The sequence below is a fragment of the Lelliottia amnigena genome (assembly GCF_019047465.1).
Taxonomy (GTDB): Bacteria; Pseudomonadota; Gammaproteobacteria; order Enterobacterales; family Enterobacteriaceae; genus Enterobacter; species Enterobacter amnigenus.
Window position 1 is genome coordinate 1,966,697 of the sequence record NZ_CP077236.1, and the last position, 23,218, is coordinate 1,989,914.

Annotated in this window: 22 protein-coding genes; 7 read left to right on the top strand and 15 right to left on the bottom strand. The window is 54.2% G+C overall.

What is annotated here, in order from left to right; translation table 11 throughout:
* The first annotated feature begins 202 nt into the window (after positions 1 to 202).
* The 3 genes from rpmB (at position 203) to mutM (ending at position 1,529) form a co-directional block, all read left to right on the top strand.
* Positions 203 to 439, top strand: a complete 237-nt coding sequence (gene rpmB, locus I6L74_RS09225; protein ID WP_002436699.1) for a 50S ribosomal protein L28 — start codon at positions 203 to 205, stop codon at positions 437 to 439.
* 22 nt (positions 440 to 461) lie between these two features.
* Positions 462 to 629 carry a 50S ribosomal protein L33 gene (rpmG, locus tag I6L74_RS09230; RefSeq protein ID WP_003024094.1) on the top strand — a complete coding sequence of 56 codons (168 nt, stop codon included), beginning with the start codon at positions 462 to 464 and terminating at the stop codon, positions 627 to 629.
* A gap of 90 nt (positions 630 to 719) precedes the next feature.
* On the top strand, positions 720 to 1,529 hold the full coding sequence (mutM, locus tag I6L74_RS09235; protein WP_059180486.1) for a bifunctional DNA-formamidopyrimidine glycosylase/DNA-(apurinic or apyrimidinic site) lyase: 810 nt from the start codon (positions 720 to 722) through the stop codon (positions 1,527 to 1,529).
* Between the two features lies 1 nt (position 1,530).
* On the opposite strand, the gene coaD is transcribed toward mutM, so the two are convergent.
* The 7 genes from coaD to I6L74_RS09270 form a co-directional block, all read right to left on the bottom strand.
* Positions 1,531 to 2,010: a pantetheine-phosphate adenylyltransferase gene (gene coaD / locus I6L74_RS09240; RefSeq protein ID WP_059180485.1), complete on the bottom strand. Its 480-nt coding sequence runs from the start codon at positions 2,008 to 2,010 to the stop codon at positions 1,531 to 1,533.
* Positions 2,007 to 2,783: a glycosyltransferase family 2 protein gene (locus tag I6L74_RS09245; RefSeq protein WP_059180484.1), complete on the bottom strand. Its 777-nt coding sequence runs from the start codon at positions 2,781 to 2,783 to the stop codon at positions 2,007 to 2,009. Before I6L74_RS09245 ends, coaD begins: the two co-directional genes overlap by 4 nt.
* Positions 2,783 to 4,057 carry a lipid IV(A) 3-deoxy-D-manno-octulosonic acid transferase gene (waaA, locus tag I6L74_RS09250; RefSeq protein WP_059180483.1) on the bottom strand — a complete coding sequence of 425 codons (1,275 nt, stop codon included), beginning with the start codon at positions 4,055 to 4,057 and terminating at the stop codon, positions 2,783 to 2,785. Before waaA ends, I6L74_RS09245 begins: the two co-directional genes overlap by 1 nt.
* A gap of 154 nt (positions 4,058 to 4,211) precedes the next feature.
* Positions 4,212 to 5,846: a sulfatase-like hydrolase/transferase gene (locus tag I6L74_RS09255; RefSeq protein ID WP_059180482.1), complete on the bottom strand. Its 1,635-nt coding sequence runs from the start codon at positions 5,844 to 5,846 to the stop codon at positions 4,212 to 4,214.
* Positions 5,847 to 5,864: 18 nt separating this feature from the next.
* On the bottom strand, positions 5,865 to 6,836 hold the full coding sequence (locus tag I6L74_RS09260; RefSeq protein ID WP_059180481.1) for a glycosyltransferase family protein: 972 nt from the start codon (positions 6,834 to 6,836) through the stop codon (positions 5,865 to 5,867).
* An 8-nt stretch (positions 6,837 to 6,844) separates the two neighbouring features.
* On the bottom strand, positions 6,845 to 7,828 hold the full coding sequence (locus I6L74_RS09265; RefSeq protein ID WP_059180480.1) for a glycosyltransferase: 984 nt from the start codon (positions 7,826 to 7,828) through the stop codon (positions 6,845 to 6,847).
* A 55-nt stretch (positions 7,829 to 7,883) separates the two neighbouring features.
* Positions 7,884 to 9,254 carry an O-antigen ligase family protein gene (locus tag I6L74_RS09270; RefSeq protein ID WP_072241975.1) on the bottom strand — a complete coding sequence of 457 codons (1,371 nt, stop codon included), beginning with the start codon at positions 9,252 to 9,254 and terminating at the stop codon, positions 7,884 to 7,886.
* 251 nt (positions 9,255 to 9,505) lie between these two features.
* On the opposite strand from I6L74_RS09270, the gene I6L74_RS09275 reads away from it, so the two are divergent.
* Positions 9,506 to 10,609, top strand: coding sequence for a glycosyltransferase family 4 protein (locus tag I6L74_RS09275; protein ID WP_059180478.1), 1,104 nt, complete (start codon positions 9,506 to 9,508; stop codon positions 10,607 to 10,609).
* On the opposite strand, the gene I6L74_RS09280 is transcribed toward I6L74_RS09275, so the two are convergent.
* From I6L74_RS09280 to rfaD, 5 genes are all read right to left on the bottom strand, one after another.
* Positions 10,588 to 11,697: a glycosyltransferase family 4 protein gene (locus I6L74_RS09280; RefSeq protein WP_059180477.1), complete on the bottom strand. Its 1,110-nt coding sequence runs from the start codon at positions 11,695 to 11,697 to the stop codon at positions 10,588 to 10,590. The two genes, I6L74_RS09275 and I6L74_RS09280, sit on opposite strands and share 22 nt — an antisense overlap.
* Complete coding sequence (rfaQ, locus tag I6L74_RS09285) at positions 11,694 to 12,797, bottom strand: putative lipopolysaccharide heptosyltransferase III (protein WP_059180476.1); 1,104 nt, start codon at positions 12,795 to 12,797, stop codon at positions 11,694 to 11,696. Before rfaQ ends, I6L74_RS09280 begins: the two co-directional genes overlap by 4 nt.
* A complete protein-coding gene (gene rfaC / locus I6L74_RS09290) occupies positions 12,790 to 13,776 on the bottom strand; it encodes a lipopolysaccharide heptosyltransferase RfaC (RefSeq protein WP_059180475.1) in 987 nt (328 codons plus the stop codon). The genes rfaQ and rfaC overlap by 8 nt, the downstream gene beginning before the upstream one ends.
* Before the next feature lie 3 nt (positions 13,777 to 13,779).
* Positions 13,780 to 14,826 (bottom strand): ADP-heptose--LPS heptosyltransferase RfaF, encoded by a 1,047-nt coding sequence (gene rfaF, locus I6L74_RS09295; protein WP_059180474.1) that lies wholly within the window; start codon positions 14,824 to 14,826, stop codon positions 13,780 to 13,782.
* Positions 14,827 to 14,909: 83 nt separating this feature from the next.
* Entirely contained in the window at positions 14,910 to 15,839 is a 930-nt protein-coding gene (gene rfaD / locus I6L74_RS09300) for an ADP-glyceromanno-heptose 6-epimerase (protein ID WP_059180473.1), read from the bottom strand.
* Between the two features lie 341 nt (positions 15,840 to 16,180).
* Here rfaD and kbl point away from each other — a divergent pair, with 341 nt between their 5' ends.
* From kbl to I6L74_RS09315, 3 genes are all read left to right on the top strand, one after another.
* Positions 16,181 to 17,377 carry a glycine C-acetyltransferase gene (gene kbl, locus I6L74_RS09305; protein ID WP_059180472.1) on the top strand — a complete coding sequence of 399 codons (1,197 nt, stop codon included), beginning with the start codon at positions 16,181 to 16,183 and terminating at the stop codon, positions 17,375 to 17,377.
* Positions 17,378 to 17,386: 9 nt separating this feature from the next.
* Positions 17,387 to 18,412 (top strand): L-threonine 3-dehydrogenase, encoded by a 1,026-nt coding sequence (gene tdh / locus I6L74_RS09310; RefSeq protein ID WP_011915385.1) that lies wholly within the window; start codon positions 17,387 to 17,389, stop codon positions 18,410 to 18,412.
* Between the two features lie 141 nt (positions 18,413 to 18,553).
* The gene (locus I6L74_RS09315) at positions 18,554 to 19,360 is read left to right on the top strand and encodes a glycosyltransferase family 2 protein (protein WP_059180471.1); all 807 of its coding nucleotides are present in this window, start codon (positions 18,554 to 18,556) and stop codon (positions 19,358 to 19,360) included.
* Between the two features lie 17 nt (positions 19,361 to 19,377).
* Here the strand turns inward: I6L74_RS09315 and I6L74_RS09320 are convergent, their stop codons facing one another.
* Genes I6L74_RS09320 through gpmM form a run of 3 tightly spaced genes read right to left on the bottom strand, consistent with a single transcriptional unit; the run spans position 19,378 to position 23,163 of the window.
* Positions 19,378 to 20,322, bottom strand: a complete 945-nt coding sequence (locus I6L74_RS09320; protein ID WP_059180470.1) for a divergent polysaccharide deacetylase family protein — start codon at positions 20,320 to 20,322, stop codon at positions 19,378 to 19,380.
* 3 nt (positions 20,323 to 20,325) lie between these two features.
* Positions 20,326 to 21,585, bottom strand: a complete 1,260-nt coding sequence (gene envC / locus I6L74_RS09325; RefSeq protein ID WP_243398849.1) for a murein hydrolase activator EnvC — start codon at positions 21,583 to 21,585, stop codon at positions 20,326 to 20,328.
* Positions 21,586 to 21,618: 33 nt separating this feature from the next.
* Entirely contained in the window at positions 21,619 to 23,163 is a 1,545-nt protein-coding gene (gene gpmM, locus I6L74_RS09330) for a 2,3-bisphosphoglycerate-independent phosphoglycerate mutase (protein WP_059180468.1), read from the bottom strand.
* Positions 23,164 to 23,218 lie beyond the last annotated feature (55 nt).

The following is a 23,218-nucleotide window of genomic DNA, read 5'->3' on the forward strand; positions in this document are numbered from 1 at the left end:
TCCATCGGGATCTTTGTCTGTTCGGGACTTGAGCACATCGTCGAGTCAGCGTATACTACGCCACCTTTGAGAATCTCGGGTTTGGCATTTGGGCCTGGCAATCGAGTGTTCACTTAGAACCGCGATGACCGGGCTGTAAAGCCTGACGAGGCGCCGATACCCCATACGAAGCTCGAGCTAATTTGATTTTTGGAGAATAGACATGTCCCGAGTCTGCCAAGTTACTGGCAAGCGTCCGGTGACCGGTAACAACCGTTCCCACGCACTGAACGCGACTAAACGCCGTTTCCTGCCGAACCTGCACTCTCACCGTTTTTGGGTTGAGAGCGAGAAGCGTTTTGTCACCCTGCGTGTATCTGCTAAAGGTATGCGTGTTATTGATAAGAAAGGCATCGATACAGTTCTGTCCGAACTGCGTGCCCGTGGCGAAAAGTACTAAGTACTTAAAGAGGAAATAAATCATGGCTAAAGGTATTCGTGAGAAAATCAAGCTGGTTTCTTCTGCTGGTACTGGTCACTTCTACACCACCACGAAGAACAAGCGTACTAAACCGGAAAAACTGGAACTGAAAAAATTCGATCCAGTTGTCCGTCAGCACGTTTTATACAAAGAAGCTAAAATCAAATAATTTTAGATTCCTTGTAAAGAAAAACCCCGCAATCGCGGGGTTTTTTGCATTCTGCGTTTCTCAATGTCTGTGTCTCTCAATGGAGGAAACATGCCTGAATTACCTGAGGTAGAAACCAGCCGTCGCGGTATCGAGCCGCATCTGGTGGGCGCGACCATACTTCATGCTGTCGTGCGTAACGGTCGTCTTCGCTGGCCCGTTTCCAATGAGATACATACCCTGAGCGACAAGCCGGTTCTGAGCGTGCAGCGACGCGCAAAATACCTGCTGCTGGAGCTGCCCGACGGCTGGATAATCATCCATCTTGGGATGTCCGGGAGTTTGCGTATCCTCAGTGAAGAGTTACCTGCCGAAAAACACGATCACGTGGATTTGGTCATGAGTAACGGCAAAGTGCTGCGCTATACCGACCCTAGACGCTTTGGCGCATGGTTGTGGACTAAAGAGCTTGAGGGGCACAACGTGCTGGCGCATCTCGGCCCAGAGCCGCTGAGCGAAGCATTTAACGCTGACTACCTGAAAGCACGGTGCGCCAAAAAGAAAACGCCGATCAAACCCTGGCTGATGGATAACAAGCTGGTGGTGGGGGTTGGGAATATCTATGCCAGCGAGTCGCTTTTCGCGGCCGGGATTCACCCTGACAGGCTCGCATCGTCGCTCTCAGAGCACGAGTGCGAGATATTGGTGAAAGTCATCAAAGCCGTTTTGCTGCGCTCAATCGAGCAGGGCGGGACGACGCTGAAGGATTTCCTGCAAAGTGACGGTAAGCCGGGGTATTTTGCGCAGGAACTGCAGGTGTATGGCCGTAAAGGCGAGCCGTGCAGAGTGTGCGGCACTCCCATCGTTGCATCGAAACATGCGCAGCGTGCGACGTTTTACTGCCGCCAGTGTCAGAAATAAATTATTTGAGCTTTTCCATCAACGCCTGGTGAACGTTCGCAGGCAGAAAATGCGCCACATCCCCCGCGTGGCGCGCCACTTCTTTCACCAGTGATGACGAAATAAACGACCACTCTTTTGACGGCATCAGGAAGACGCTTTCCAGTTCCGGCATCAGATGACGGTTCATGTGTGCCAGCTGCATCTCGTATTCAAAATCAGCCACGGCACGCAATCCGCGAATCAGAATATTGGCTTGCTGTGCGCGGGCGAAATTGGCCATCAAATCGCTAAAGCCCATGACTTCAACATTCGGCAGGTGCTGAAGCGCGGTAGTGGCGAGCGCGACGCGTTCATCTAAATCGAACATGGGTTTTTTGCTGGGACTGGCAGCAATCGCCAGAATCACGCGATCAAACATGCTGGCAGCACGCGTAATGATATCAATATGACCGTTAGTGATGGGATCGAAGGTACCCGGATAAATCGCTTTTGTGCTCATGGCTCACGTTTCTCTGAGTAGCCGCGGTTTAACGCCCACAGCTCGGTATATTTGTTGAAAGTATACTGTGCATTCACCACTGCCAGTAACCAGCCTTGTTTGCCATCCAGGACACCGCCGCGCAGCAGCAGTGTTTTCAAAAACGCACCTAGCGTATGCGCAAAAATTCCCGTCAGAGAGGCCTTTTTACCGCGCTGGTGGCGCTCTTGTGCCCAGGCCGTGGCGTAGTTGAGTTGCTTGCGCTGGAAGCTCGCAAAATCCCGGCAGGTGAGATGCAGCAGATCGCCGCTTAGCATCATCACCTGAGCCTGATGACAATCCAGAGCTTCGTGAACCAGATTGGCGTTGTACTGATAGCGATCGCGCTCGTAAAGACGCATCACGCGGTCGGGATACCAGCCGCTGTGACGCATAAAGCGGCCCAGGAAATAGTTCCGGCGCGCAATGCTGTACACAACGCCAGGCTTCGGCGACATCAGTACGGTTTGTATGGCCTGCTGGAGTTCCGGCGTGATGCGCTCGTCAGTGTCGATCATCAGCACGTAGTCGCCAGTGGCAAAAGATTGCGCGCGCTGACGCTGAATGCCATAGCCCTGCCAGTCGGTATCGATGAACACGTTCACGCCTGCGGCACGGGCGATTTCAACCGTATTATCCACACTTCCGGAATCCAGCAAGACAATTTCGTCAGCCCAGGCAACAGACGCGAGGCAGTCCGGAAGCAGGTCGGCAGCGTTTTTGGCGATCATTACGACCGACAGACGCGTTGACATTAATGACTCCGCTGCGGCAAGTAAGGTTGAAGAAGTTGCAGCAGACGGGTCAATGCGCCCTGATTCTGATGCAGCACCTCCACGGCATGGCGACCGTACCACAAACGGTAATCTTCATCGGTGAGCAGGGTTGATACCTCCTTCACCACGGAGTCCGCATCGTTTACGGTAATCAAGCCGTCGGCTTGCTGCAATTTGGCGCAGATATCTTTGAAGTTAAACGTGTGGGGACCCATCAGCACAGGAATGGCATGTGCGGCCGGCTCCAGCGGATTGTGTCCGCCGCGTTCGACCAGGCTGCCGCCCACGAACGCCAGATCGGCAATGCCGTAGAGCAGCATCAGTTCGCCCATCGTGTCGCCAATCACCACCTGAGTGCTACCCGATGGGATCTCACCGCTGCTGCGCAGCGTGAAGCTAAATCCGCCTTTCTGTACCAATTCACGGGCATCCTTAAAGCGCTCGGGATGACGAGGAACCAGAATCAGCAGTAAGTCCGGGAATGTTTCGAGCAGTTTGCGATGCGCCTGCAGAATAATCTCTTCTTCGCCATCGTGGGTGCTGGTTGCGATCCACACTTGACGGCGTGGTGCCCACTGGCGGCGTAACGTGAGGGCACGCGCCGCGAGTTCTGGCGTGACGGAAATATCAAACTTTAGACTACCGGTTACGGCGAGCTGATTGCGTTTCAGCCCCAGGGAGATAAAGCGCGCGGCATCTTCTTCGTTTTGGGCGGCGATCAGCGTAATTTTGGACAGCAGGCGACGCATAAATTTACCCAGCTTGCCATAGCCTTTCGCGGAGCGTTCAGACAGGCGAGCATTCGCCACCACCAGCGGAATTTTGCGGGCATGCAGGGCGGAAATCATGTTTGGCCAGAGTTCGGTTTCCATCACAATCACCAGCTTTGGACGCACAGTGTTGAGGAAGCGGTTCATGGCGCAGGGTAAATCATAAGGCAGGTAAACGTGATGCACGTCTTTGCCAAATGCCGACAGCGCGCGTTCAGAACCCGTGGGGGTCATGGTGGTGACGGTAATCGGCAAATAGGGATAACGGTGGCGCAGCGCGCGGACCAGCGGGATGGCCGCCAGCGTTTCACCGACGGATACGGAATGCAGCAGAATACCGTCTGGCACAACTTTATTACGACAGTAGCCATAACGTTCAGCCCAACGTTTTCGATACGCAGGCGCTTTACGGCTACGAAGCAGCAGTCTTAGCCACACCAGCGGCTGAATAATGTAGAGCAAAGCGGTATACAACAATTCCAAGCGATTATCCGTTTTTCAGTTTCAGCGGGCAAATTCTAAGCATTTAGGCCGTTTAAAGCTATCTCTTTGGCATTTTAGCTCACTTGTCTGCCTGCGTTACGTTCATTCAACGATAAAAAAACGGGCAGTGTTTGCCCGTTTGATGACTTGCAGATTAACGCTCTGCTTCAGGGAGCGCATTTAAGTGGTAGGTCACACGCTCCGACAGACCACGAATATCGCCGCCCGTGATGAAGAAGCTGTCATCTTTCTGATTCGGGTTGCTGACAGAATAGCCCAGCATTTTGTTGATAAGCGTCGCAACCTGATAGTGGTTCAGCGGGACTTGCGGGCTGATCGCATTCATTGAATACGCCGGGTCGTTGCTGAAATAGAGGAATGGCACCTGGGCAATTGGCATTTCCACAACCGAATGACCAAACAGTCCGCCGTCGCCCACGCGCTCTCCGTGATCCGAGGTAATGAACACCAGCACAGGCAGTTTGGATTTCGCCATCGTCGTGCGGATGGCGGACGCCAGCTCTTTATCGTACAAACGCACTGCATCGTCGTACTCATTTTTCTTCTGCTCAACGTCATTACTCAGATGCGGCGTCGAGAATTCCGCAAATCCCTGCGGGATATTACGCTCATAAGGGATATGCGGTGCGCGGCTGTTCAGCACCATCAGGAACGGTTTGCTCCAGTCCAGCGTGGCTTTCTCGACCGATGGCGTGAGTACCACGTCCGCGCCCACATCCGGAGCCGGGCGAATTTGCGTGTCTTCCCACAGGTCAATGTCGTGGATACCGATCCAGTTGCTCAACCCTTCCAGACCTTGCGCTGAGATAAATGCGGTCTGATAACCCTGTTTTTTCGCATTCGCAAAGATATTGGTCGACCTGGATTTATACGCGCCGTAGTTATCCGGCTCGCGCAGATTGTTCACCAGCATAGGAATGGCGACACGCGTTGACACGGCGTTCGATACCACCAGACGACCCGTACCCTGATACTGCTTCATCAGGGCTTTCAGCTCTGGCGTGGTATCGCGCTCGTAGCCCAGCGCACTGACGTGATGCGGGTTGAGGCTTTCGCCAATCGCCAGGATGATGGAGTATTTGCCTGCATGCGATCCCTCAATCGGCGTCACCTTATAAGGTTCGTAATGGGTCACGCTCTGGTTTTCGCCAGACAGGGCTTCCGGGATCAGACGAATGGCGCTAAAGCTCATGGCTGACAGACCGTTGCGCAGTAAAGAGTGGCGCAGGTCTGGGTTGAACTTGTACATCTGACCATCGATGGCCTTGTAAAACTGGCCGGCAAACATAACAACGATGGCGAGCAGGCAGGGCATCGCGAGACCTTTATGCCACTGAGGTGCCATGCGACGGGTGAAGACCAGTGCAAACACGACTGCCAGGACCATGATCGCGAAGTAAATCCCCAGCGATCCGAGGCTGTCGGTAATTCCGCTGGCAATATCTTTCGTTTCGACAAACGCAAGCCAGACTTCGCTTGGGCCGTAGAACTGGCCATAAAACTGGTAATAGATCGCTTCTGATATCTGCACAATAAACGTGACGGCCAGCAGAAGGCGCGTAACGAAGAAACGTGCGCTGACGGCAGCCAGCAGCGAGATGATCAGATACAGCGAGATATCACCGGCTTTCGGTTGATAGACATGGTCTTTTAACAGGATGATGATTTCAGAAAGTGAAAACAGCACCAGGAAAGCCAGCGTCAACACCACGGTTCGCAGGATATTGCGGCGTAGCGTGAGTGATGATTGTGCAGATGTTTTGAACATGTTCAGACTCAATCTAACTCAGAACTTTTTAGTCAGCGGACGAATCGCTTTACCAAAACCAAAGCGCAGCGCGCGAACCAGCGTGGGGCGATTGTGCAATCCTTTCCGCCAGATATCCTCAAACAGGGCAAACCAGCGAGCGGCAACCGCTTCACGGGAATAGACCTGCAAACGTTTTTCTCCCTGTTCACGCATTTGGCGATACAGCTCAGGAGAATTCTTCAGACGCATAATCGCCTCAAAGGCTTCGTCAGGATTTTTGGCAATCAGATAATCCAGATCGCTTTCACGGATAGCGCGGTAAGACGGTTCGTCATCACACACCATCACGGTTTTGCCCAGCCAGTTATTAATTAATTTGCTGGCGGGTTTGCGCGCAAGCTTGTGGTCGTGCGATTTGCGGAAACTGATGCAAACATCCACGTCCTGATAGTTCGTCCAGTTATCAAATGAAATGCGCAGGTCAATTCCCTGCTCGGCCAGCCGTTGTTTAAAATCACCTTCACGGTATTCCTGCGGAAAGCTGTCAACACGGCCGAAAAACGCCACGGTTTTCACCGTTTCATCGGTACGTTCACGCGGTTTAACGCCAGGCTGCGGCCAGTAAGGCACGAAAATGCGGTTACTGTGCCCGTCAACTTCAGGATTCTGGTCAACGACAATATCGGCGCCCACAACCGGAGGGCGATCGGCACGCGCAACGACGGTAAATCCGCGCCACGGTTTAACGCGAGAGCCGAAATCATCATTGTGCATCAGGTTGATAGCATCCGGCCGGCATTCAGAGCCAAACGAACATTCAATATCGTCGCCGTAATAATGTTTCAACGCCAGCGTGGTTTGAAACGTCCAGCCGCCACGTCCACCGCAATAGAAACGTTCAGGGATATCATCCGGATTAACGCGGTTATCCAGCAGCGTCTGAAAATCTGCGTAGTTTTTCGCGATGAAGTCTGCGCGGGAAACCGCGTGGAGTTTGAGTTTGCTCATATTGTCCGTTAGCCGAGAATTTTTTTAAGGCGGAAATAGCGACGTCCTAAACGCCAGCGCTGGCGGAAACCGCGCGCGTTGCGCCAGATCATAGACCAGATACCGCGCTCAAAAAGCTCGCGCGTGATCTCACGCTTTTTCGCCATATCGTCGATATTGTTGATGCTGTGCAGAATGCCTAAGCCTTCTTTCGCAATTTGCCACTGGCAAGCGGGTACGCGTTTCACCAAATCGGGATGGCGTTTATTGATGGCATCCAGCATTTCCAGGATTTTCATATAATGGCGAGAGGAGCGCATGCGGGTATCGTCGGTGCCAGGCGTGTGTGAAACCGATGCCGAGTGAATCAGATAATCGTAAAACACTTCATCGATATACTGCACGCGTTTGGCGGTCAGCAACACTTCAGTCGTCCACGGGATGTCCTGATGACGCAGGCCGTGTTCAAAGGTAAAGCCCTGCTCTTTGATGAAGGCGTGACGGTAGATATTGAGCCAGGTGACGTGCAGGAACTTGCGCGATTCCAGCGCCATTTGCAGCCATGTTGGGCCATCCAGCACACCCGTTGACGTCAGCTTGTCAGAGGGGAAAATCTTTTTCGACGGACGCCCGTCATCGTAAATATAGGTGCCGTTACAGGTGGCGACATCCAGGTTGCCGGCAAGCGCTATCTCCAGCAGGCGAGGGTACATTCCCGGATAAATAACATCATCGATATCCGGGAACGCCACATATTGACCTTTCGCGACAGCAAGTCCCGCGTTGCGAGCCGCTGATACGCCGCCATTGGCCTGATCGATAACGTTATAATCACTGAATTCGCTGGCGTAGCGGGCGATAATCTCAGAAGAACCGTCGGTGGAACCGTCATTAACAACGATCAGTTCCAGGCTTTCCAGATTCTGCTTCTTAATGCTGTCAAAAAAGGCGCTCAGAAAGGATTCGCCGTTGTATACAGCGATAATGAGGCTTAATTGCGGCGCGTCAGACATGCTTACTCCGTCTTTTTTACGCCAGGGCGTTGACCCTGGCGCAGGTGATACATCATCAGGAAATTTTCTTATGATCCTGAAGAGGGCGTAGCGCACACATACCAATGAGCAGCCCGGTCAACATCATGTATTGCTCCAGGTAATGGTCTTTCAGATTGTGATCGACCATCGTTCTGGAGAAAAATCCGATCGTAAACAGCAGAAGGAACAGGCCAATCATCGTATTGCCATGGCGGAATTCGCGCCAGCCGATGTACCAGCAACCCGCCAGCAAAATCAACCAGCCCGCAATACCGGCAATACCGTTCTGAATACCAAACTCAATCAAGCCGTAGTGGCTGTGTGGAATGTTAATTCGGTTATCCTGCGTATCGCGCCGCAGCACGTAACGGAAGGCTTCTTTGCGAGGGCCCATACCTGCCGGGTGTTCCGCAACCAATCCCCAACCCTGGCGGAAGAAACTTGCGCGACAGCCATTTGAATGGTTCATTGGACGACCTAAATCGTTCTTGGGGATCGTCCCACTTGTTTTGTTGTAGCAAAAACTGGTGAAGGGGGCGTTCCAGCCGGTAACCGCATCGCTTTCAAGGCTTTGCCAGCGCGGATCCGTTTTCCACGACGCGTAGCCGAGTAACGCGGAAGCCGCGAAAATCCCGATCAGAATGGTACCCGTTAATACCACGCGGCTGCGGCGCATGCTGTGAAAACTCAGCAAAATGAAGGTAGAAAACAAGCTGCCTACCAGCCCAATGGTGCCCCAGCGGGTATCAACCAGCGCGGTGCAAAGCAAATTACACAGCAGCATAAAAGCGAGGAAGGGCGTGTTAAGGCGCATGAAACGCTGATGCAGTAAGCCACGCGCCAGCAGTTCGGCAAGAATGAAGCCAGTGATCATATTGACCTGGAAGCTCATGCGCGTGCGATTGAAGACAATCCGCGTTTCACCCCAGTGGATCACGCCGTCGCGCCAGTAGAGCCAAACCGTATCCAATAAATGGACACAAACCACACCCCAGAAGAAGAGAACGATCAGGGTAAAATAGCGGGCTGCTGATATAGAGGGGAATTTATCCTGAATGGCCGGTAATAATACCAGTCCTGCGCAGAACAGTAATACCGGGCGAAGCCATTGCCCATCCCAGGTAGAAAACATCTCTTTTATATCGGGAGCGACAAAAAATCCGTTGATCAAAATGAAGAACGTTAATACCCATACAACGATAAGAACAAACTTAATTTTGCTTAAATTCAGCCTCTGTTTGGCCTGAGAAGAGCTAAAGAACAGCCCTAATGCAACCACAATAATGGGATAGATGAGACCATTACGGTGGAAAGGAAGCTGGTCATTAGGAATCGGCCACATAAAACACAATGCCAGTACAGCCAGTACTAAAAGGCCCGTCAGGATGTTACGAATATTTGTCATAATTATGGTAATGGTTAAGAATTTCGGCTTTTAAACGGGTTATTTAACAGTGGTGTACGTTAATTCCACGGATATCCGGAGGGAATAAAAGTCAGAGAAAATTACCACAGAAGCCCTAACTACAGAAGGACAATGTTTGTAAGCAAGAATAATCTGCTCATTTTTAGGTAAGCCTGACTTTGTACATTCTGCAGCTGACAGCGTATATAATGCCTTGATTAGCCAGGTTTCAGCCCATCAACAGGAAATTTATGCATATCGTTCACACTGAAGCAGATGGCGGCAAAGGCGGGCAACCATTACGTATTATTAATGAGTCGCTCGGGCTGATTCAGCGCGGCCATCAGGTGACCATTCTCTGCCCGGAAAGCGCACCGTTGCACGCCCTGGCACAAGATGCCGGGCTGACAGTCGTGACCATGCCTCTCAGACGTAAAAACCTTAAAAATCTGCAATCACTGCGTCACTGGCTCAAAAGCCATCGCCAATCTATTGATGTCATCAATAGTCACAATTCAGCCGATACCTGGCTGGTGGCACTCGCGAATCTCACGCTTTCGAATCCGATTCCGCTGGTGCGAACGCGTCATGCATCGGGTGTACCGCGTAATAACTGGACAACCCGTTGGCTGTTTCGCAAAGCCTGTACACACATCGTCACTACCGGCGAAGCGCTCCGCCATCAGGTGGCGGATATCGGCGTCCCGCTGGCGCAAAGCACGTCGGTGCCGAGCGGCGTCGATACGCAACGCTTTCATCCCGCTGATAAACACGATGCCAGAGCGCATTGTGGCCTCTCGCAGGATGATTTTTGGCTCGGCGTGGTCTCGCATCTGCGTCCGAACAAAGGCCATAGCGTGTTGCTGCGTGCGTTGGCAAAGATCGACAATCCACGTATTAAGCTGGCGATCGTGGGTGAAGGCCCGCATAAGGCGACGCTGGAACAAGAAATTGTGGCGCTGGGATTACAGCAACGCGTGGTGATGGCAGGGCATCGCAGCGATCCTGAGCGATGGTTCCCGGCGTTTGATATCGCCCTGAGTCCCTCGCACGACATGGAAGGCGTTCCGCAGGGCGTATTGCAGTCCCTGGCATCGCGGATAGCTACCATTGCCACCGACGCGGGTGGCACCGCAGATGCGGTGATTAATGGTAAAACCGGGATTTTGATTGCTCAACGTGATGAAACTGCGCTGCAAGACGCAATCGTCAAACTGTATGACGATGCAAATCTTCGCGAGCAACTGGCGCAGCAAGGATTCGATTACCTTTGCGCCCATTTCACTCGCGAGTGCATGCTGGATGCGATGGAGAACGTCTTTTCCGATGCGGCTCAGCGCAGCACGTCGCGATAAAGCGCCTGCAACTCTTTAGCCATACGATCCAGGGTGTAGGGTTCTGCGGTGGCGCGTGCCGCCGCAGAGTAGTTAACGCCCTGTTCACGGCCTTGTAGCCATTCACCGATCGCCTGCTGATAACCTTTGCTATCCAGCGCGTCACGCACCCAGCCGTTCACGCCTTCCTCAACCCATTCTGCCGCGCCACAGCCGTGGCTGGTTAATAGCGGCAATCCGCAGGCCAGCGCTTCCACGCAGACATTTGGGAAGGGATCGTAGAGTGTCGGTAAAATCAAGGCGTCAGCCGTGCCGTAAACCTGACGCACATCCGCGACCGGCCCCAGGAAACGTACGCGCGAAGCCACGCCCAGCGTTGCCGCCAGCTTTTCGAATTTGCGTGCGTGTTTATCGCGACCCGCGATCAGCAGCCAGACATCGGGATGCGGCACAATCGCACGCAGCGCCGTCGCAACGCCTTTACGGCTAAAGCCTGAGCCCACGTACGCCAGCACCGGTGCAGTAGGTGGGATACCCAGCACCTCACGCTGCGAAAACGCGCGCACGTCCGGGCTGAAATGCGTGGTATCAACACCGTTATAGATAACCGTCAGCTTATCGTCAGGCAAGGCGAAACGGCGGGCGATGTCATCGCGCACCATCTTCGAGTTACAGATCACTTTTCGCAGTTGCGGATGGGTAAACATCTGGGCTTCTGCCTGCAAAATGTAGCGGTGATAGCGGCTTAATGACTGCGCCCAGCGCGCCAGCGGCGACAAAATGCGGCTGTACTGCTCAAGCCAGGTGGCATGCACGCCGTCACCCGCACGGAAAATCGTGGCGCCTGGAATACGCTCATGGCTTTGAACGATGTCGAACCTGGCAAACTCTGCGGCGGCGGCCTCAGCAAAACCCGATTCGCGGCCGAGACGATTGCTAAATGGCGGATTCACCGTCAGCGTCTGCCAGCCAGCGGCGTCTTCCCACTGGCGAGCGATGAGCGTGACATCCAGCGCGGTGTCCTGCGCCAGCACGTTAAGCGCGCGTGACACAAAACGCTCTGCGCCGCCGTTGGGATTGTAAGTCTGTCGAACGATCGCCAGCTTCATGGAAGGGTTTCCAGCAGCATCGTATCGATCGCGCTCAAGACCTGCTGCGGGGTAATCGCCGTGATGCAGTCGGAAACGCCTCCGTCACCGCAGCCCGCTTTACCGCAAGGCTGGCAGGTGAATCCGGCGGTAATCACGCGATAATTCACGCCCCACGGTGCCCATTTTATTGCGCCGGTCGGGCCAAAGATGGCAACGGTTGGGGTGCCAACGGCGCTGGCGAGATGCATCGGCATGGAGTCCACGCCAAAGTAAACGCGCGCGTGTTTCATCAGCGCGCCAAGCTCTTTCAGATTGAGTTGCCCGCTTAAATCAAACACCGGGTGAGTGAGCGCAGCACGCAACTCATCCATGTAAGCTGACTCTTCTTTTGACGGCGCAGCGGAAAGAATGATTGGCAGCCCGCGTGATGCGAGATTATTGATCGTCGCCGCCAGCTTGTTGATTTCCCAGGCCTTGAACATCCAACGTGACGTCGGATGCACCAAAATATACGATTTAGAGGTCAGCCCGAATCCCGCCAGTTTCTCGGCGATAGACGCTTCCGCCGCATCGCCGGGGACAAACAGCGTGTGTTTATCTTCATCACATTGCGGGTGAATGCCGATGCGACGCAGCGCGTCGAGGTTCACTTCCACCATATGACGGCTGTTGTCCTGAATGGCGGGGTACAGGGTCGTAAATGATTTGACCCAGCGACGGCGCGCCAGCCCGCTGCGTTTGTCCGGTTTGAAACCCACGGATACGCGCGGTTTTAAACGACGTGCCAGACGCGCACCGTGCCAGTGTTCAGTCAGGTTAATCAGGACGTCGTACTGGCGGCCTTTGAGGGTGTTCACCAGTGCACGATACAGACGGAACTGCTCAAACCAGCCTTTTTTGCGCCAGTTTCGGCCTATCGTATGTACCTGATCAATATGGGGATGGCTGGTGAGCATCGCCTGGGTGTCGTCATACACCAGTGCGTCAACCTGGACGTCTGGCCAGTTTTTTTTCAATACGGTAAAGACCGGAGAGGTCAGCAAAACGTCACCGTGGTGACGCAGCTTGATGATCAGCACGCGCTTGGGTGGGCGCTCCGCTGAGAAAAATTCAGACATAGGCTCTCTCTGCTGCCAGCAAAGGCTCTAATTGCGCATAAACCGCAGCGGCGCTGAGCGTGCTCAACTGCGAAGAATTTTCCGGGCGGCAGATATATTGATTTTTTCCGTAGCCGCCAATAAGACCCGGATCCGTTGGGCCGTAGAGCGTAATATTAGGGCGATCCAGCGCAGCCGTCAGGTGGCTGAGACCGGTATCAACCGACACCACCGCCGTTGCGCCCGCTAATGCCTGCGCCACACCATCCAGCTTCATGCGAGGCAGAACGTCAACGTAGTCAAAGCCGTCTGCCAGACGTTTGGCGCGCGCCTCTTCATGCGGCGCGCCCCACGGAAGTTTGATGCGTACATCGGATTCGCCGAGCAAACCAATCAGCTCACGCCAGTGTGATTCCGGCCAATGTTTATCGTCACGCGTAGTGGCGTGGAGGAAAATTAAGTAAGGCTGGCTGTCTTGCGAAGCGCCATGCAGGAAATGCTGCGAAATAGCGTAATCACCCTGCGCTTCCGGTTTTTGATAACCCAGGCTTTTGGCAAACAGCTCGCGAGTGCGTTCGACGGCGTGCTGCTGCTTGCTGATGCGGTGACGGCGGTTATAGAACAGGCTGGCCAGCGGCTCGCGCGCGCTTTGCCAGTCCATACCGTGCTTCACACCGTGTGCCAGACGTGTCACCAGCGCGGCGCTTTTCACCAGCCCCTGCGCGTCGATAATTGCATCGTACTGCTGAGCCTGTACCGCATCGCGAAAGGCCTGGCGTTCGGCTTTCACCGGAGCGGAAAACCAGGCTTTACGCCAGCGGCGAATCGCCACCGGGATCACGCGGTCGACCGTTTCATGCCAGCCAGGGATCTGCGCGAAGCCTTCTTCTACGACCCAGTCAAAACGGATACCCGGGATGGCGCGCATCGCATCCGTCAGCGATGGCAGGGAGTGCAATACGTCGCCCATTGAGGAGGTTTTAACGATCAGGACCCGCATTCGTTATCCTTCTTCGCTCAACAACAGCTCGTTGAGTTCGTCCAGGACGCGCTGCGGCGTAATGTCGATCAGGCTCTGGTGATACCCTTCGGCGGCGTCACCTTTTCGCACTTTGTGATAGCCGGTGATCAGGCGGATGACGCGAGCTTTGTGCGACAGCGGCGGCGTGAAGTCTGGGCTGCTTGGGCCATACAGCGCGACCAGCGGGCGATTGAGCGCCGCTGCAACGTGCATCAGACCTGAATCATTCGTCACCACCGCTTTACAGGCGGCCAGTAAAATCACCGCCTGCTCAAGCTGCGTTTCGCCGGCCAGATTCCGACACCAGGCCTGTTGTTCATTGCTCAGGGTCGCGAGGATTTCGTTGCCCGCTTCGTGATCTTTCGCCGAGCCGAACAGCACAATCTGATAGCCTTCGTCGATCAGCTGTTTGGCTAATTCGGCGTAGTGATAGTGCGGCCAGCGTTTTGCCGGACCGAATTCTGCGCCAGGACAGAAACCAATCATCGGGCGTTCGGAAGAGAGATTAAAGGCATTGCAGGTTTGCGATTTTTCGCCTTCATGCACCTGCAACTGCGGCCACAGCAGCGGCTGCGGTAAATCTTTCGCCGTGCGCATCACGCCTTTATCGTACGCCAGAGCAACATAGCGCTCGACCATCAGCGGCCAGGCGTCTTTATCCAGCACGCGCGCGTCATTTAGCAAACCGTAGCGCATCTCGCCACGCCAGCCGGTACGGTGCGGCACGCCTGCAAAGAAGGGCACGAGGGCAGATTTAAAGGAGTTAGGCAGCACGTAAGCGCGGTCATAGCGTTTCGCACTCAGAATGTGACCCAGCTTGCGGCGTTGACCAATCTCCAGCGCCCCGTGGCCGAGTGGCATTGGGATCGCTTCGTTCACTTCCGGCATGCGCGATAAAAGCGGACGGCACCACGCAGGTGCCATCACATCAATTATCGCCTGGGGATAGCGCGCCTTGAGCGTGCGATAAAGACTTTGCGACATCATCATGTCGCCCACCCATGACGGGCCGATCACCAGTATTCTCATTCACTTCATCCTTCAAGCTGTCTCTGCGTTGGCTGCCTTTGTTTACCCCAGACACACCGTTATTCAATGCGTCTGGGATTCACTCAGTTGCGGTTCAGCCAGGCCATATATTCCGCTACACCTTCGGCGACAGTCTTAAATGGCTTGTCATAACCGGCAGCACGCAGGTTGGTCAGATCAGCCTGAGTGAATGCCTGATAACGGCCTTTCAGTTTTTCCGGGAATGGAATGTACTCGAGGCTGTCTTTTTTATGGAAGGCCAGCGCTGCGTCAGCCACGGCCTGGAAGGATTCTGCGCGGCCTGTGCCCAGGTTAAAGATGCCGGATACGCCGTTTTCCCAGAACCACAGATTGACCGCTGCCACGTCGCCCACGTAGACGAAATCGCGCTTAAAGCCGTCGCTGCCTTCGAACAGTTTCGGGGTTTCGCCGTTGTTCAACTGGGTATTCAGATGGAAAGCAACGCTCGCCATGCTGCCTTTGTGGCCTTCGCGCGGACCATAGACGTTGAAATAGCGGAAGCCAACGATTTGGGAGTTCGCTTCTGGCAGAATTTGACGCACATATTCGTCGAACAGGAATTTGGAATAGCCGTACACGTTCAGCGGCTGCTCGTATTCGCGGGATTCGATAAAGTCAGACGTGCGGCCGCCGTAGGTGGCAGCAGAAGAGGCATACAGGAACGGAATTTCGTGTTCCAGGCAGTAGTGCAGCACTTCTTTTGAGTACTGATAGTTATTATCCATCATATACTTGCCGTCCCACTCTGTTGTGGAAGAGCACGCGCCTTCATGGAAGATGGCGTCGATTTCGCCGAACTCTTCACCCGCCATAAGCTGGATCAGAAAATCTTCTTTATCCATGTAGTCGGCAATATTCAGATCCACCAGGTTCGCGAACTTGGTGCCATCTTTCAAATTGTCCACCACCAGAATGTCGGTGATGCCTTTGTCATTCAGGGCTTTGATAATATTGCTGCCGATAAAGCCTGCGCCGCCGGTAACGATGATCATAACGGTAACCTTTGAAGTGTGGAGTCTGGGGACAATCCCGGACGCTAATATCTTTATCATATCATCACAATGCGCTGTCTTCAGCCATTCACCGATATGCACTTCATCCTTCAAGCTGCCTCTACGGTGGCTGCGCTTAGAAATCCCGGTCACAGAGTTATCTATGCTCCCGGGGATTTCTTCGCTTGCCGCCTTGATGCAACTTGCATGATTTTGTTTATATGCAATAAATGCTACACGTGATTTATGCTGCAAAAACGAGAACTCATGATGCGTCATCTCGTATCGACGTATAGCTTTGGGTAATATGTGCCGAAATTTGCCGAGTCTGGAGAATTGCAATGCGTGGTGATTTTTACAAACAGTTAGACAGCGACCTCGAAACCGCTCGCGCGGAAGGGTTGTTCAAAGAAGAACGTATTATCACTTCTGCGCAGCAGGCGGATATCACCGTCGCTGATGGCAGCCATGTGATCAACTTTTGCGCGAACAACTACTTAGGTCTTGCGAATCACCCTGATCTGATTGCTGCCGCCAAAAAGGGGATGGACACTCACGGCTTCGGAATGGCCTCTGTGCGCTTTATCTGCGGTACGCAGGACAGCCACAAAGTGCTTGAGAAGAAGCTGGCCGATTTCCTCGGCATGGAAGATGCGATTCTCTACTCTTCCTGTTTTGATGCTAACGGCGGCCTGTTCGAAACGCTGCTGGGCGCGGAAGACGCGATTATCTCCGATGCCCTGAACCACGCGTCCATCATCGACGGCGTGCGTTTGTGTAAAGCGAAGCGTTTCCGCTACGCCAACAACGATATGCACGAGCTGGAAGCGCGTCTGAAAGAGGCCCGTGAAGCGGGTGCGCGTCATGTGCTGATCGCCACCGACGGTGTGTTCTCGATGGACGGTGTGATCGCCAACCTGAAAGGCGTGTGCGATTTGGCAGATAAATACGACGCGCTGGTGATGGTCGATGACTCTCACGCAGTCGGTTTTGTTGGCGAAAACGGTCGCGGTTCCCACGAATACTGTGACGTGATGGGCCGCGTAGACATCATCACCGGTACGCTGGGCAAAGCGCTTGGCGGTGCTTCCGGCGGTTACACCGCCGCACGCAAGGAAGTGGTGGAGTGGCTGCGCCAGCGCTCGCGTCCGTATCTGTTCTCCAACTCCCTGGCGCCAGCGATTGTTTCTGCGTCCATCAAAGTATTGGAAATGGTCGAGTCCGGCGCTGAACTGCGCGATCGTCTGTGGTCCAACGCCCGTCTGTTCCGCGAAAAAATGAGCGCGGCGGGCTTTACGCTGGCGGGTGCCGATCACGCGATTATCCCCGTGATGCTGGGCGATGCAGTTGTAGCGCAGAACTTCGCGCGTGAACTGCAAAAAGAGGGCATTTACGTCACCGGATTCTTCTTCCCGGTGGTGCCAAAAGGTCAGGCGCGTATCCGCACCCAGATGTCTGCGGCGCATTCACCTGAACAAATCGAGCGTGCGGTTGAAGCCTTTATCCGCATCGGCAAACAACTGGGCGTAATTGCCTAAGGACGTGTGATGAAAGCGTTATCCAAACTGAAAGCCGAAGAAGGGATTTGGATGACCGACGTGCCGGAGCCGGAAGTCGGTCATAACGATCTGCTGATCAAAATTCGCAAAACCGCGATTTGCGGCACTGACGTGCATATCTATAACTGGGACGAATGGTCACAAAAAACCATTCCCGTGCCAATGGTTGTGGGCCACGAATATGTCGGTGAAGTGGTTGGCATTGGCCAGGAAGTGAAAGGTTTCAAAATTGGCGATCGCGTTTCCGGCGAAGGCCACATCACCTGCGGGCATTGCCGTAACTGCCGTGGCGGACGCACGCATTTGTGCCGTAACACCGTGGGCGTGGGCGTGAACCGTCCGGGCTGTTTCGCAGAATATCTGGTGATCCCGGCGTTCAACGCCTTCAAGATCCCGGACAATATTTCTGACGATCTGGCTTCTATCTTCGATCCGTTTGGTAATGCGGTTCACACGGCGTTGTCATTCGATTTGGTCGGCGAAGACGTGCTGGTGTCCGGCGCTGGCCCTATCGGCATTATGGCCGCTGCCGTGGCGAAACACGTTGGTGCACGTAACGTGGTGATCACCGACGTTAACGAATACCGCCTGTCGCTGGCGCGTAAAATGGGTGTCACCCGCGCGGTGGACGTCTCTAAAGAGAACCTGAACGACGTAATGGCTGAGCTGGGCATGACCGAGGGCTTCGACGTCGGTCTGGAAATGTCCGGCGCGCCGCCTGCGTTCCGCTCTATGCTGGATACAATGAACCACGGCGGACGTATCGCCATGCTGGGAATTCCTCCGTCAGATATGTCGATTGACTGGAATAAAGTTATCTTTAAGGGTTTGTTCATCAAGGGCATTTATGGCCGCGAGATGTTTGAAACCTGGTACAAGATGGCGGCACTGATCCAGTCTGGTCTGGATCTGACGCCGATCATTACTCACCATTTCGGAATTGATGATTTCCAGAAAGGCTTTGACGCAATGCGCTCGGGCCAGTCAGGAAAAGTCATTCTGAGCTGGGATTAAAAAAGAGAGCGCCTGCGGGCGCTTTTTCTCGACCCATTCACACTTCTGGCATCCGCAATCGGATTATTTCCACTATTCCTTCGCTTTTTTACCCACACGCTTATAAAGTTTGTTTAACATTCGTTTACTTTTACAGCGCCTATGCTCAAGCTTACCGTTTGTTTATTGACCTGTAATTCCGCGCGTTTGCTTCGCGAAGTCATGCCTCCGTTACTGACCGTGGCGGACGAATTTATTGTGGTGGATTCCGGAAGTACCGATTCGACTCTGGCTATTTGTCGAGAGTACGGCCTTTCCGTTCATCATCATCCTTACGCTATGCACGGCGCGCAGATGAATTATGCGATTGATTTGGCAACGCATGATTGGGTGCTGTGCATGGACAGCGATGAAATCATGGATGCCGAAACGGTCGATTTCATTCTGGCACTGAAAGCGGGCGAAGCGCCTGCGGCCAACAGTGCCTGGCGTATCGCACGTTACTGGTATGTATTGGGTGAAGAAGTGCGAACGATTTACCCCATTTCCTCGCCGGATTATCCGGTACGCCTGTTCAATCGCACGCGGGCGCGATTCAATTACCGTCCGGTAGATGACAAAGTTGAAGGCAATGTGCAGACCACCAAAATGCCGGGACGCGTGCGGCATGACACGTTTTACACGCTTCATGAAGTCTTTAATAAGCTGAATAGCTACACGTCGCGGCTGGTGAAATACCAGAAAGTGAGGCCGTCTATCGGGCGCGGGGTGATCAGCGCCACGGGTGCATTTTTCAAATGGTATCTGTTCAGCGGCGCATGGCGACAAGGGAAAGTGGGGGTCGTGACGGGGCTGTACGCGGTCTCATACAGTTTTTTGAAATATTTTAAGGCCTGGTATCTGGATCAGGATAAAGAACAAGAAGAGTCCACGGCAGAAAAGCCCGTGGATTCTCATCTCATCGAATGATGGCGGACAGCAATGAATTACGCCTTTTTCCCCCAACCTTGCCACTGATGCTGGACGTATTTCACCAGCGAGCTTTGGCCCACGCTTTCACCGATCACCGAGAAGAACCGGGTGGCATACACAGGTTCCAGCGGCTGTTTCGGCTTGCAGAGGGTCACACCCTTAAACGGATTTCGCGGTTTTGTCGCCGGGTTTGTGCCAGGCGGCGATGACGTGTCTGGCCGTGAGGTATCCACTTGCGGCTCATTCAGCAGATCGCTCGGCCGGACCAGCGTGATATCCGATGGCAGTGATGGCAGCATTTGCTGCAAGACGCGCACGGTGGACGGATGGGGATGCCCAATCGCGATAGCCGACCCGTTGCGGCGTGCGAGCTGAACCGCACGATTGAACTGAGCGCGAATATCCGCATCGTTCTGCGTGTCATCCAGGAAGACTTTGCGCTTAATTACCTTTACACCAGTGCCCTGAGAGGCGCGCAGAGCCTGGCTATTGCCAATGGTCATGCTGTCGAGGAAATAGAGATTGTAGCGCTCTAGCGCCTGCATCACTTTTTGCATGCCGAACAGGCTGGACGTCATCGCGCTGCCCATGTGGTTGTTCAGCCCAACCGCAAAGGGAACTTTGCCATAAGCATCGCGAATAATGCGCTCGATCTCGCTGCTGCTCATGTCCGGGCGTAAGGTGTCTTTTTCCAGCGGTTGTTTACTGAGGGGGGCCATCGGCAGGTGGATCAGCACTTCGTGCCCGCTGTTGTGGGCTTTGGTCGCCATTTCGCGCGCATGTGGGGCATTGGGTAACACGGCAACGGAGACGGCAGTGGGCATCGCCAGCACCTGATTTTCGTTGTGCGGGCGATAACCGAAATCATCAATGACGATGGCAAGTTTGCCTGCGTAAACCGGTGAAGCCAGCGCCAGTGCGCTGACGACGGATAAAACAAGACGACGAAATTGAAGCAAAACTTATCTTCCCAACCACGGCTGTGGATTGACCGCCTGACCCTGGCGACGAATTTCGAAATAGAGTGACGGGCGGCCCTGACCGCCACTGCTGCCCACAAGGGCGATGGGTTGTCCGGCACGGACCTGTGTGCCTACGCTGACCAATGCGCTCTGGTTGTAGCCGTAAAGACTCATGTCGCCTTTGCCGTGTTCAACTACCACGACAAGACCGTAGCCCTGCAGCCAGTCGGCGAGGATCACGCGGCCATCGGCGATGGCTTTGACTTCGCTACCTTCGGAGGCACCAATAACGATACCCTTCCAACGTAGCTCACCCTGCAACTGTTCGCCATAGCGATGCAGAATTGAACCGTGAACGGGCCAGAACGCTTGTCCGCGTGGGGCACCGAGTCCGCCGGTACGCGAGATAAGCGAACGCTCGCTTTCGGTCGGTTTATAGGTTGAACCTTTACGCGATGCTTCTTGCTGGCGATCTTTTACGGCCTGCGCTTCACGCGCCTCTTTTTCGGCCCGTGCTTTGGCTGCTGCTTCGGCACGTGCAATGCTGTTGCGCAGTTTTGATTCGTTGGCTCGCATTTCACCCAGCTGCGTCTGACCTTCCTGGATCGATGACTCCAGACCGGAAAGCGTTTTCTTACGCTCATTCCGCGCCTGTTCCAGCTTCGCCTGTTGCGCCTGCTGATCGTAAAGCAGGGTCTGCTGCTGGGTTTGCTTCTCTTCAAGCTCCGCTTTCTGGGTGTTGACCTCTTCGCGCGTCTGCTTAAGCTGCGCGATGGTCTCCTGGCGAGCCTTGTTAAGATAACCAAAATAGGCCTGCAAGCGCTGGCCGCGCTGGCTCTCTTCACCGCTGAGAATCAACTGAATACCGGTATGCTCACCCTGACGGAATGCCGCATCCAGCTGGGCCGCAAGATTACGTTCCTGGGCGTCGCGCTGGCGTTCTAGTTTGGCAATCGACGCATTCATTTCATCGATTTGCTTATTGAGCAGTGAAAGGGTGTTTTGCGTTTCGCGTAATTTCCGCGCGGCGGCGGAGATGGCTTCTTCCTGCTGCTTTAGTTGCGCAAGCAGTGAAGCGCGTTGCTGTTGCTGCTGGCGAACCGCGCGCTCTTTCGCGGCGATATCGGCCTGAATCGATTTGAGCTGATCGCGATCGTCAGCGTGGGCGGATGTGGCGCACAACAATACGCCAGCGCTAAGCGCGCTGGCGTAAAGCAAAGGCCTGACTGAAAACCGTAGCAGCTTCACGACCCATGTGATTGAAAAAATCGCCTTTCCCCTCATGGGGAAGGATTATTCCACGATGAACAGCGGCTTGCCAGTCATCTCTTTCGGGATTTCCATCCCCATCAGCGTCAACATGGTTGGTGCGATGTCAGAAAGCTTACCGCCTTCCACCGCTTTCAGAGATTTCTCACCCACATAAATCAGCGGAACAGGCAGGTTTGTGTGCGCCGTATGCGCCTGACCGGTCGACGGATCGCGCATCTGCTCAGCGTTACCGTGATCGGCGGTGATCAGCAACTGACCGCCGACGGCTTCAACGGCTTTGGCTACTTGCTCAACGCAGTGATCCAGCGTTTCAACCGCTTTCACGGCCGCTTCCATCACGCCGGTATGGCCGACCATATCGCCGTTCGGATAGTTACAGATAATGGTGTCGTATTTGCCGCTTGTGATTGCCGCGACCAGTTTTTCAGTCAGCTCAGCAGAGCTCATTTCTGGCTGCAGATCGTAAGTCGCCACTTTCGGGGAGTTAATCAGAATGCGGTCTTCGCCTTTGAACGGCTCTTCTACGCCGCCGTTAAAGAAGAACGTCACGTGCGCGTATTTCTCGGTTTCGGAAATGCGCAGCTGCGTTTTGTCGTGCTTCGCCATCCACTCGCCCAGGGTGTTAGCCAGTGACGCTGGTGGATATGCGCAGGGCACTTTGATATCAGCGGCGTATTCGGTCAGCATAATGAAGTCGAGGTTCACCACTTTCTTGCGGGCGAAACCGTCAAAATCGGCATTCACGAATGCACGGGTGATTTCACGCGCACGGTCGGCACGGAAGTTCATGAAGATCAGCGCATCGCCGCCTTCCATCGCTGCGTCAGCCTGGCCTTCAGCACGGATCACGGTCGCTTTCACGAACTCGTCGTTTTCATCACGCGCGTAAGCGGCGTCCAGACCGGCAACGGCGGTATCAAACTGGAACTCACCTTTTGCCATAGTCATCAGGTCATACGCTTGCTCAACGCGATCCCAGCGGTTATCGCGGTCCATCGCGTAGTAACGGCCAATGATCGAGGCAACGCGGCCTTTGCCCAGCTCGGCAAATTTGTCTTCAAGGGTTTGCAGTGACGATTTGGCGCTGCGCGGCGGGGTGTCGCGACCGTCCAGGAAAGCATGCAGGTAGATTTTTTCTGCGCCGCGTTCCGCTGCCATTTCTACCATCGCCAGGATGTGGTCTTCGTGGCTGTGAACGCCGCCCGCAGAGAGCAGACCCATAATGTGAACCGCTTTGCCTGCGTTCACGGCTTTATCGACAGCACCGGTCAGCGTAGGGTTGGAGAAGAACGTGCGTTCTTTAATCTCAACATCCAGACGGGTCAGATCCTGATAAACAATACGGCCCGCACCCAGGTTGACGTGTCCGACTTCGGAGTTGCCCATCTGGCGATCTGGCAGACCCACTTCCAGGCCGGACGCATCAATCAGGGTATGCGGACGTTGTGCCCACAGCGCATCCATTACCGGAGTTTTTGCGTTGAAAATGGCATTATCCTGGCTGTCTTCGCGATAGCCATAACCATCCAGAATCACCAGTACCATAGGTTTTTTAGAAACCGACATTGCGACATCCTCATGCTCAAGAGACAAAAAATTTGCGTAATTTTACTACAGCTGA

What these genes read in the sequence shown, in the direction of transcription:
- rpmB (WP_002436699.1), top strand. Translation starts at nt 203, where the DNA reads ATGTCCCGAGTCTGCCAAGTTACTGGCAAGCGTCCGGTGACCGGTAAC.
- rpmG (WP_003024094.1), top strand. Translation starts at nt 462, where the DNA reads ATGGCTAAAGGTATTCGTGAGAAAATCAAGCTGGTTTCTTCTGCTGGT.
- mutM (WP_059180486.1), top strand. Translation starts at nt 720, where the DNA reads ATGCCTGAATTACCTGAGGTAGAAACCAGCCGTCGCGGTATCGAGCCG.
- coaD (WP_059180485.1), bottom strand. Translation starts at nt 2,010, where the DNA reads ATGAGCACAAAAGCGATTTATCCGGGTACCTTCGATCCCATCACTAAC.
- I6L74_RS09245 (WP_059180484.1), bottom strand. Translation starts at nt 2,783, where the DNA reads ATGTCAACGCGTCTGTCGGTCGTAATGATCGCCAAAAACGCTGCCGAC.
- I6L74_RS09255 (WP_059180482.1), bottom strand. Translation starts at nt 5,846, where the DNA reads ATGTTCAAAACATCTGCACAATCATCACTCACGCTACGCCGCAATATC.
- I6L74_RS09260 (WP_059180481.1), bottom strand. Translation starts at nt 6,836, where the DNA reads ATGAGCAAACTCAAACTCCACGCGGTTTCCCGCGCAGACTTCATCGCG.
- I6L74_RS09265 (WP_059180480.1), bottom strand. Translation starts at nt 7,828, where the DNA reads ATGTCTGACGCGCCGCAATTAAGCCTCATTATCGCTGTATACAACGGC.
- I6L74_RS09270 (WP_072241975.1), bottom strand. Translation starts at nt 9,254, where the DNA reads ATGACAAATATTCGTAACATCCTGACGGGCCTTTTAGTACTGGCTGTA.
- I6L74_RS09275 (WP_059180478.1), top strand. Translation starts at nt 9,506, where the DNA reads ATGCATATCGTTCACACTGAAGCAGATGGCGGCAAAGGCGGGCAACCA.
- I6L74_RS09280 (WP_059180477.1), bottom strand. Translation starts at nt 11,697, where the DNA reads ATGAAGCTGGCGATCGTTCGACAGACTTACAATCCCAACGGCGGCGCA.
- rfaQ (WP_059180476.1), bottom strand. Translation starts at nt 12,797, where the DNA reads ATGTCTGAATTTTTCTCAGCGGAGCGCCCACCCAAGCGCGTGCTGATC.
- rfaC (WP_059180475.1), bottom strand. Translation starts at nt 13,776, where the DNA reads ATGCGGGTCCTGATCGTTAAAACCTCCTCAATGGGCGACGTATTGCAC.
- rfaF (WP_059180474.1), bottom strand. Translation starts at nt 14,826, where the DNA reads ATGAGAATACTGGTGATCGGCCCGTCATGGGTGGGCGACATGATGATG.
- rfaD (WP_059180473.1), bottom strand. Translation starts at nt 15,839, where the DNA reads ATGATCATCGTTACCGGCGGCGCAGGCTTTATCGGCAGCAATATTATC.
- kbl (WP_059180472.1), top strand. Translation starts at nt 16,181, where the DNA reads ATGCGTGGTGATTTTTACAAACAGTTAGACAGCGACCTCGAAACCGCT.
- tdh (WP_011915385.1), top strand. Translation starts at nt 17,387, where the DNA reads ATGAAAGCGTTATCCAAACTGAAAGCCGAAGAAGGGATTTGGATGACC.
- I6L74_RS09315 (WP_059180471.1), top strand. Translation starts at nt 18,554, where the DNA reads ATGCTCAAGCTTACCGTTTGTTTATTGACCTGTAATTCCGCGCGTTTG.
- gpmM (WP_059180468.1), bottom strand. Translation starts at nt 23,163, where the DNA reads ATGTCGGTTTCTAAAAAACCTATGGTACTGGTGATTCTGGATGGTTAT.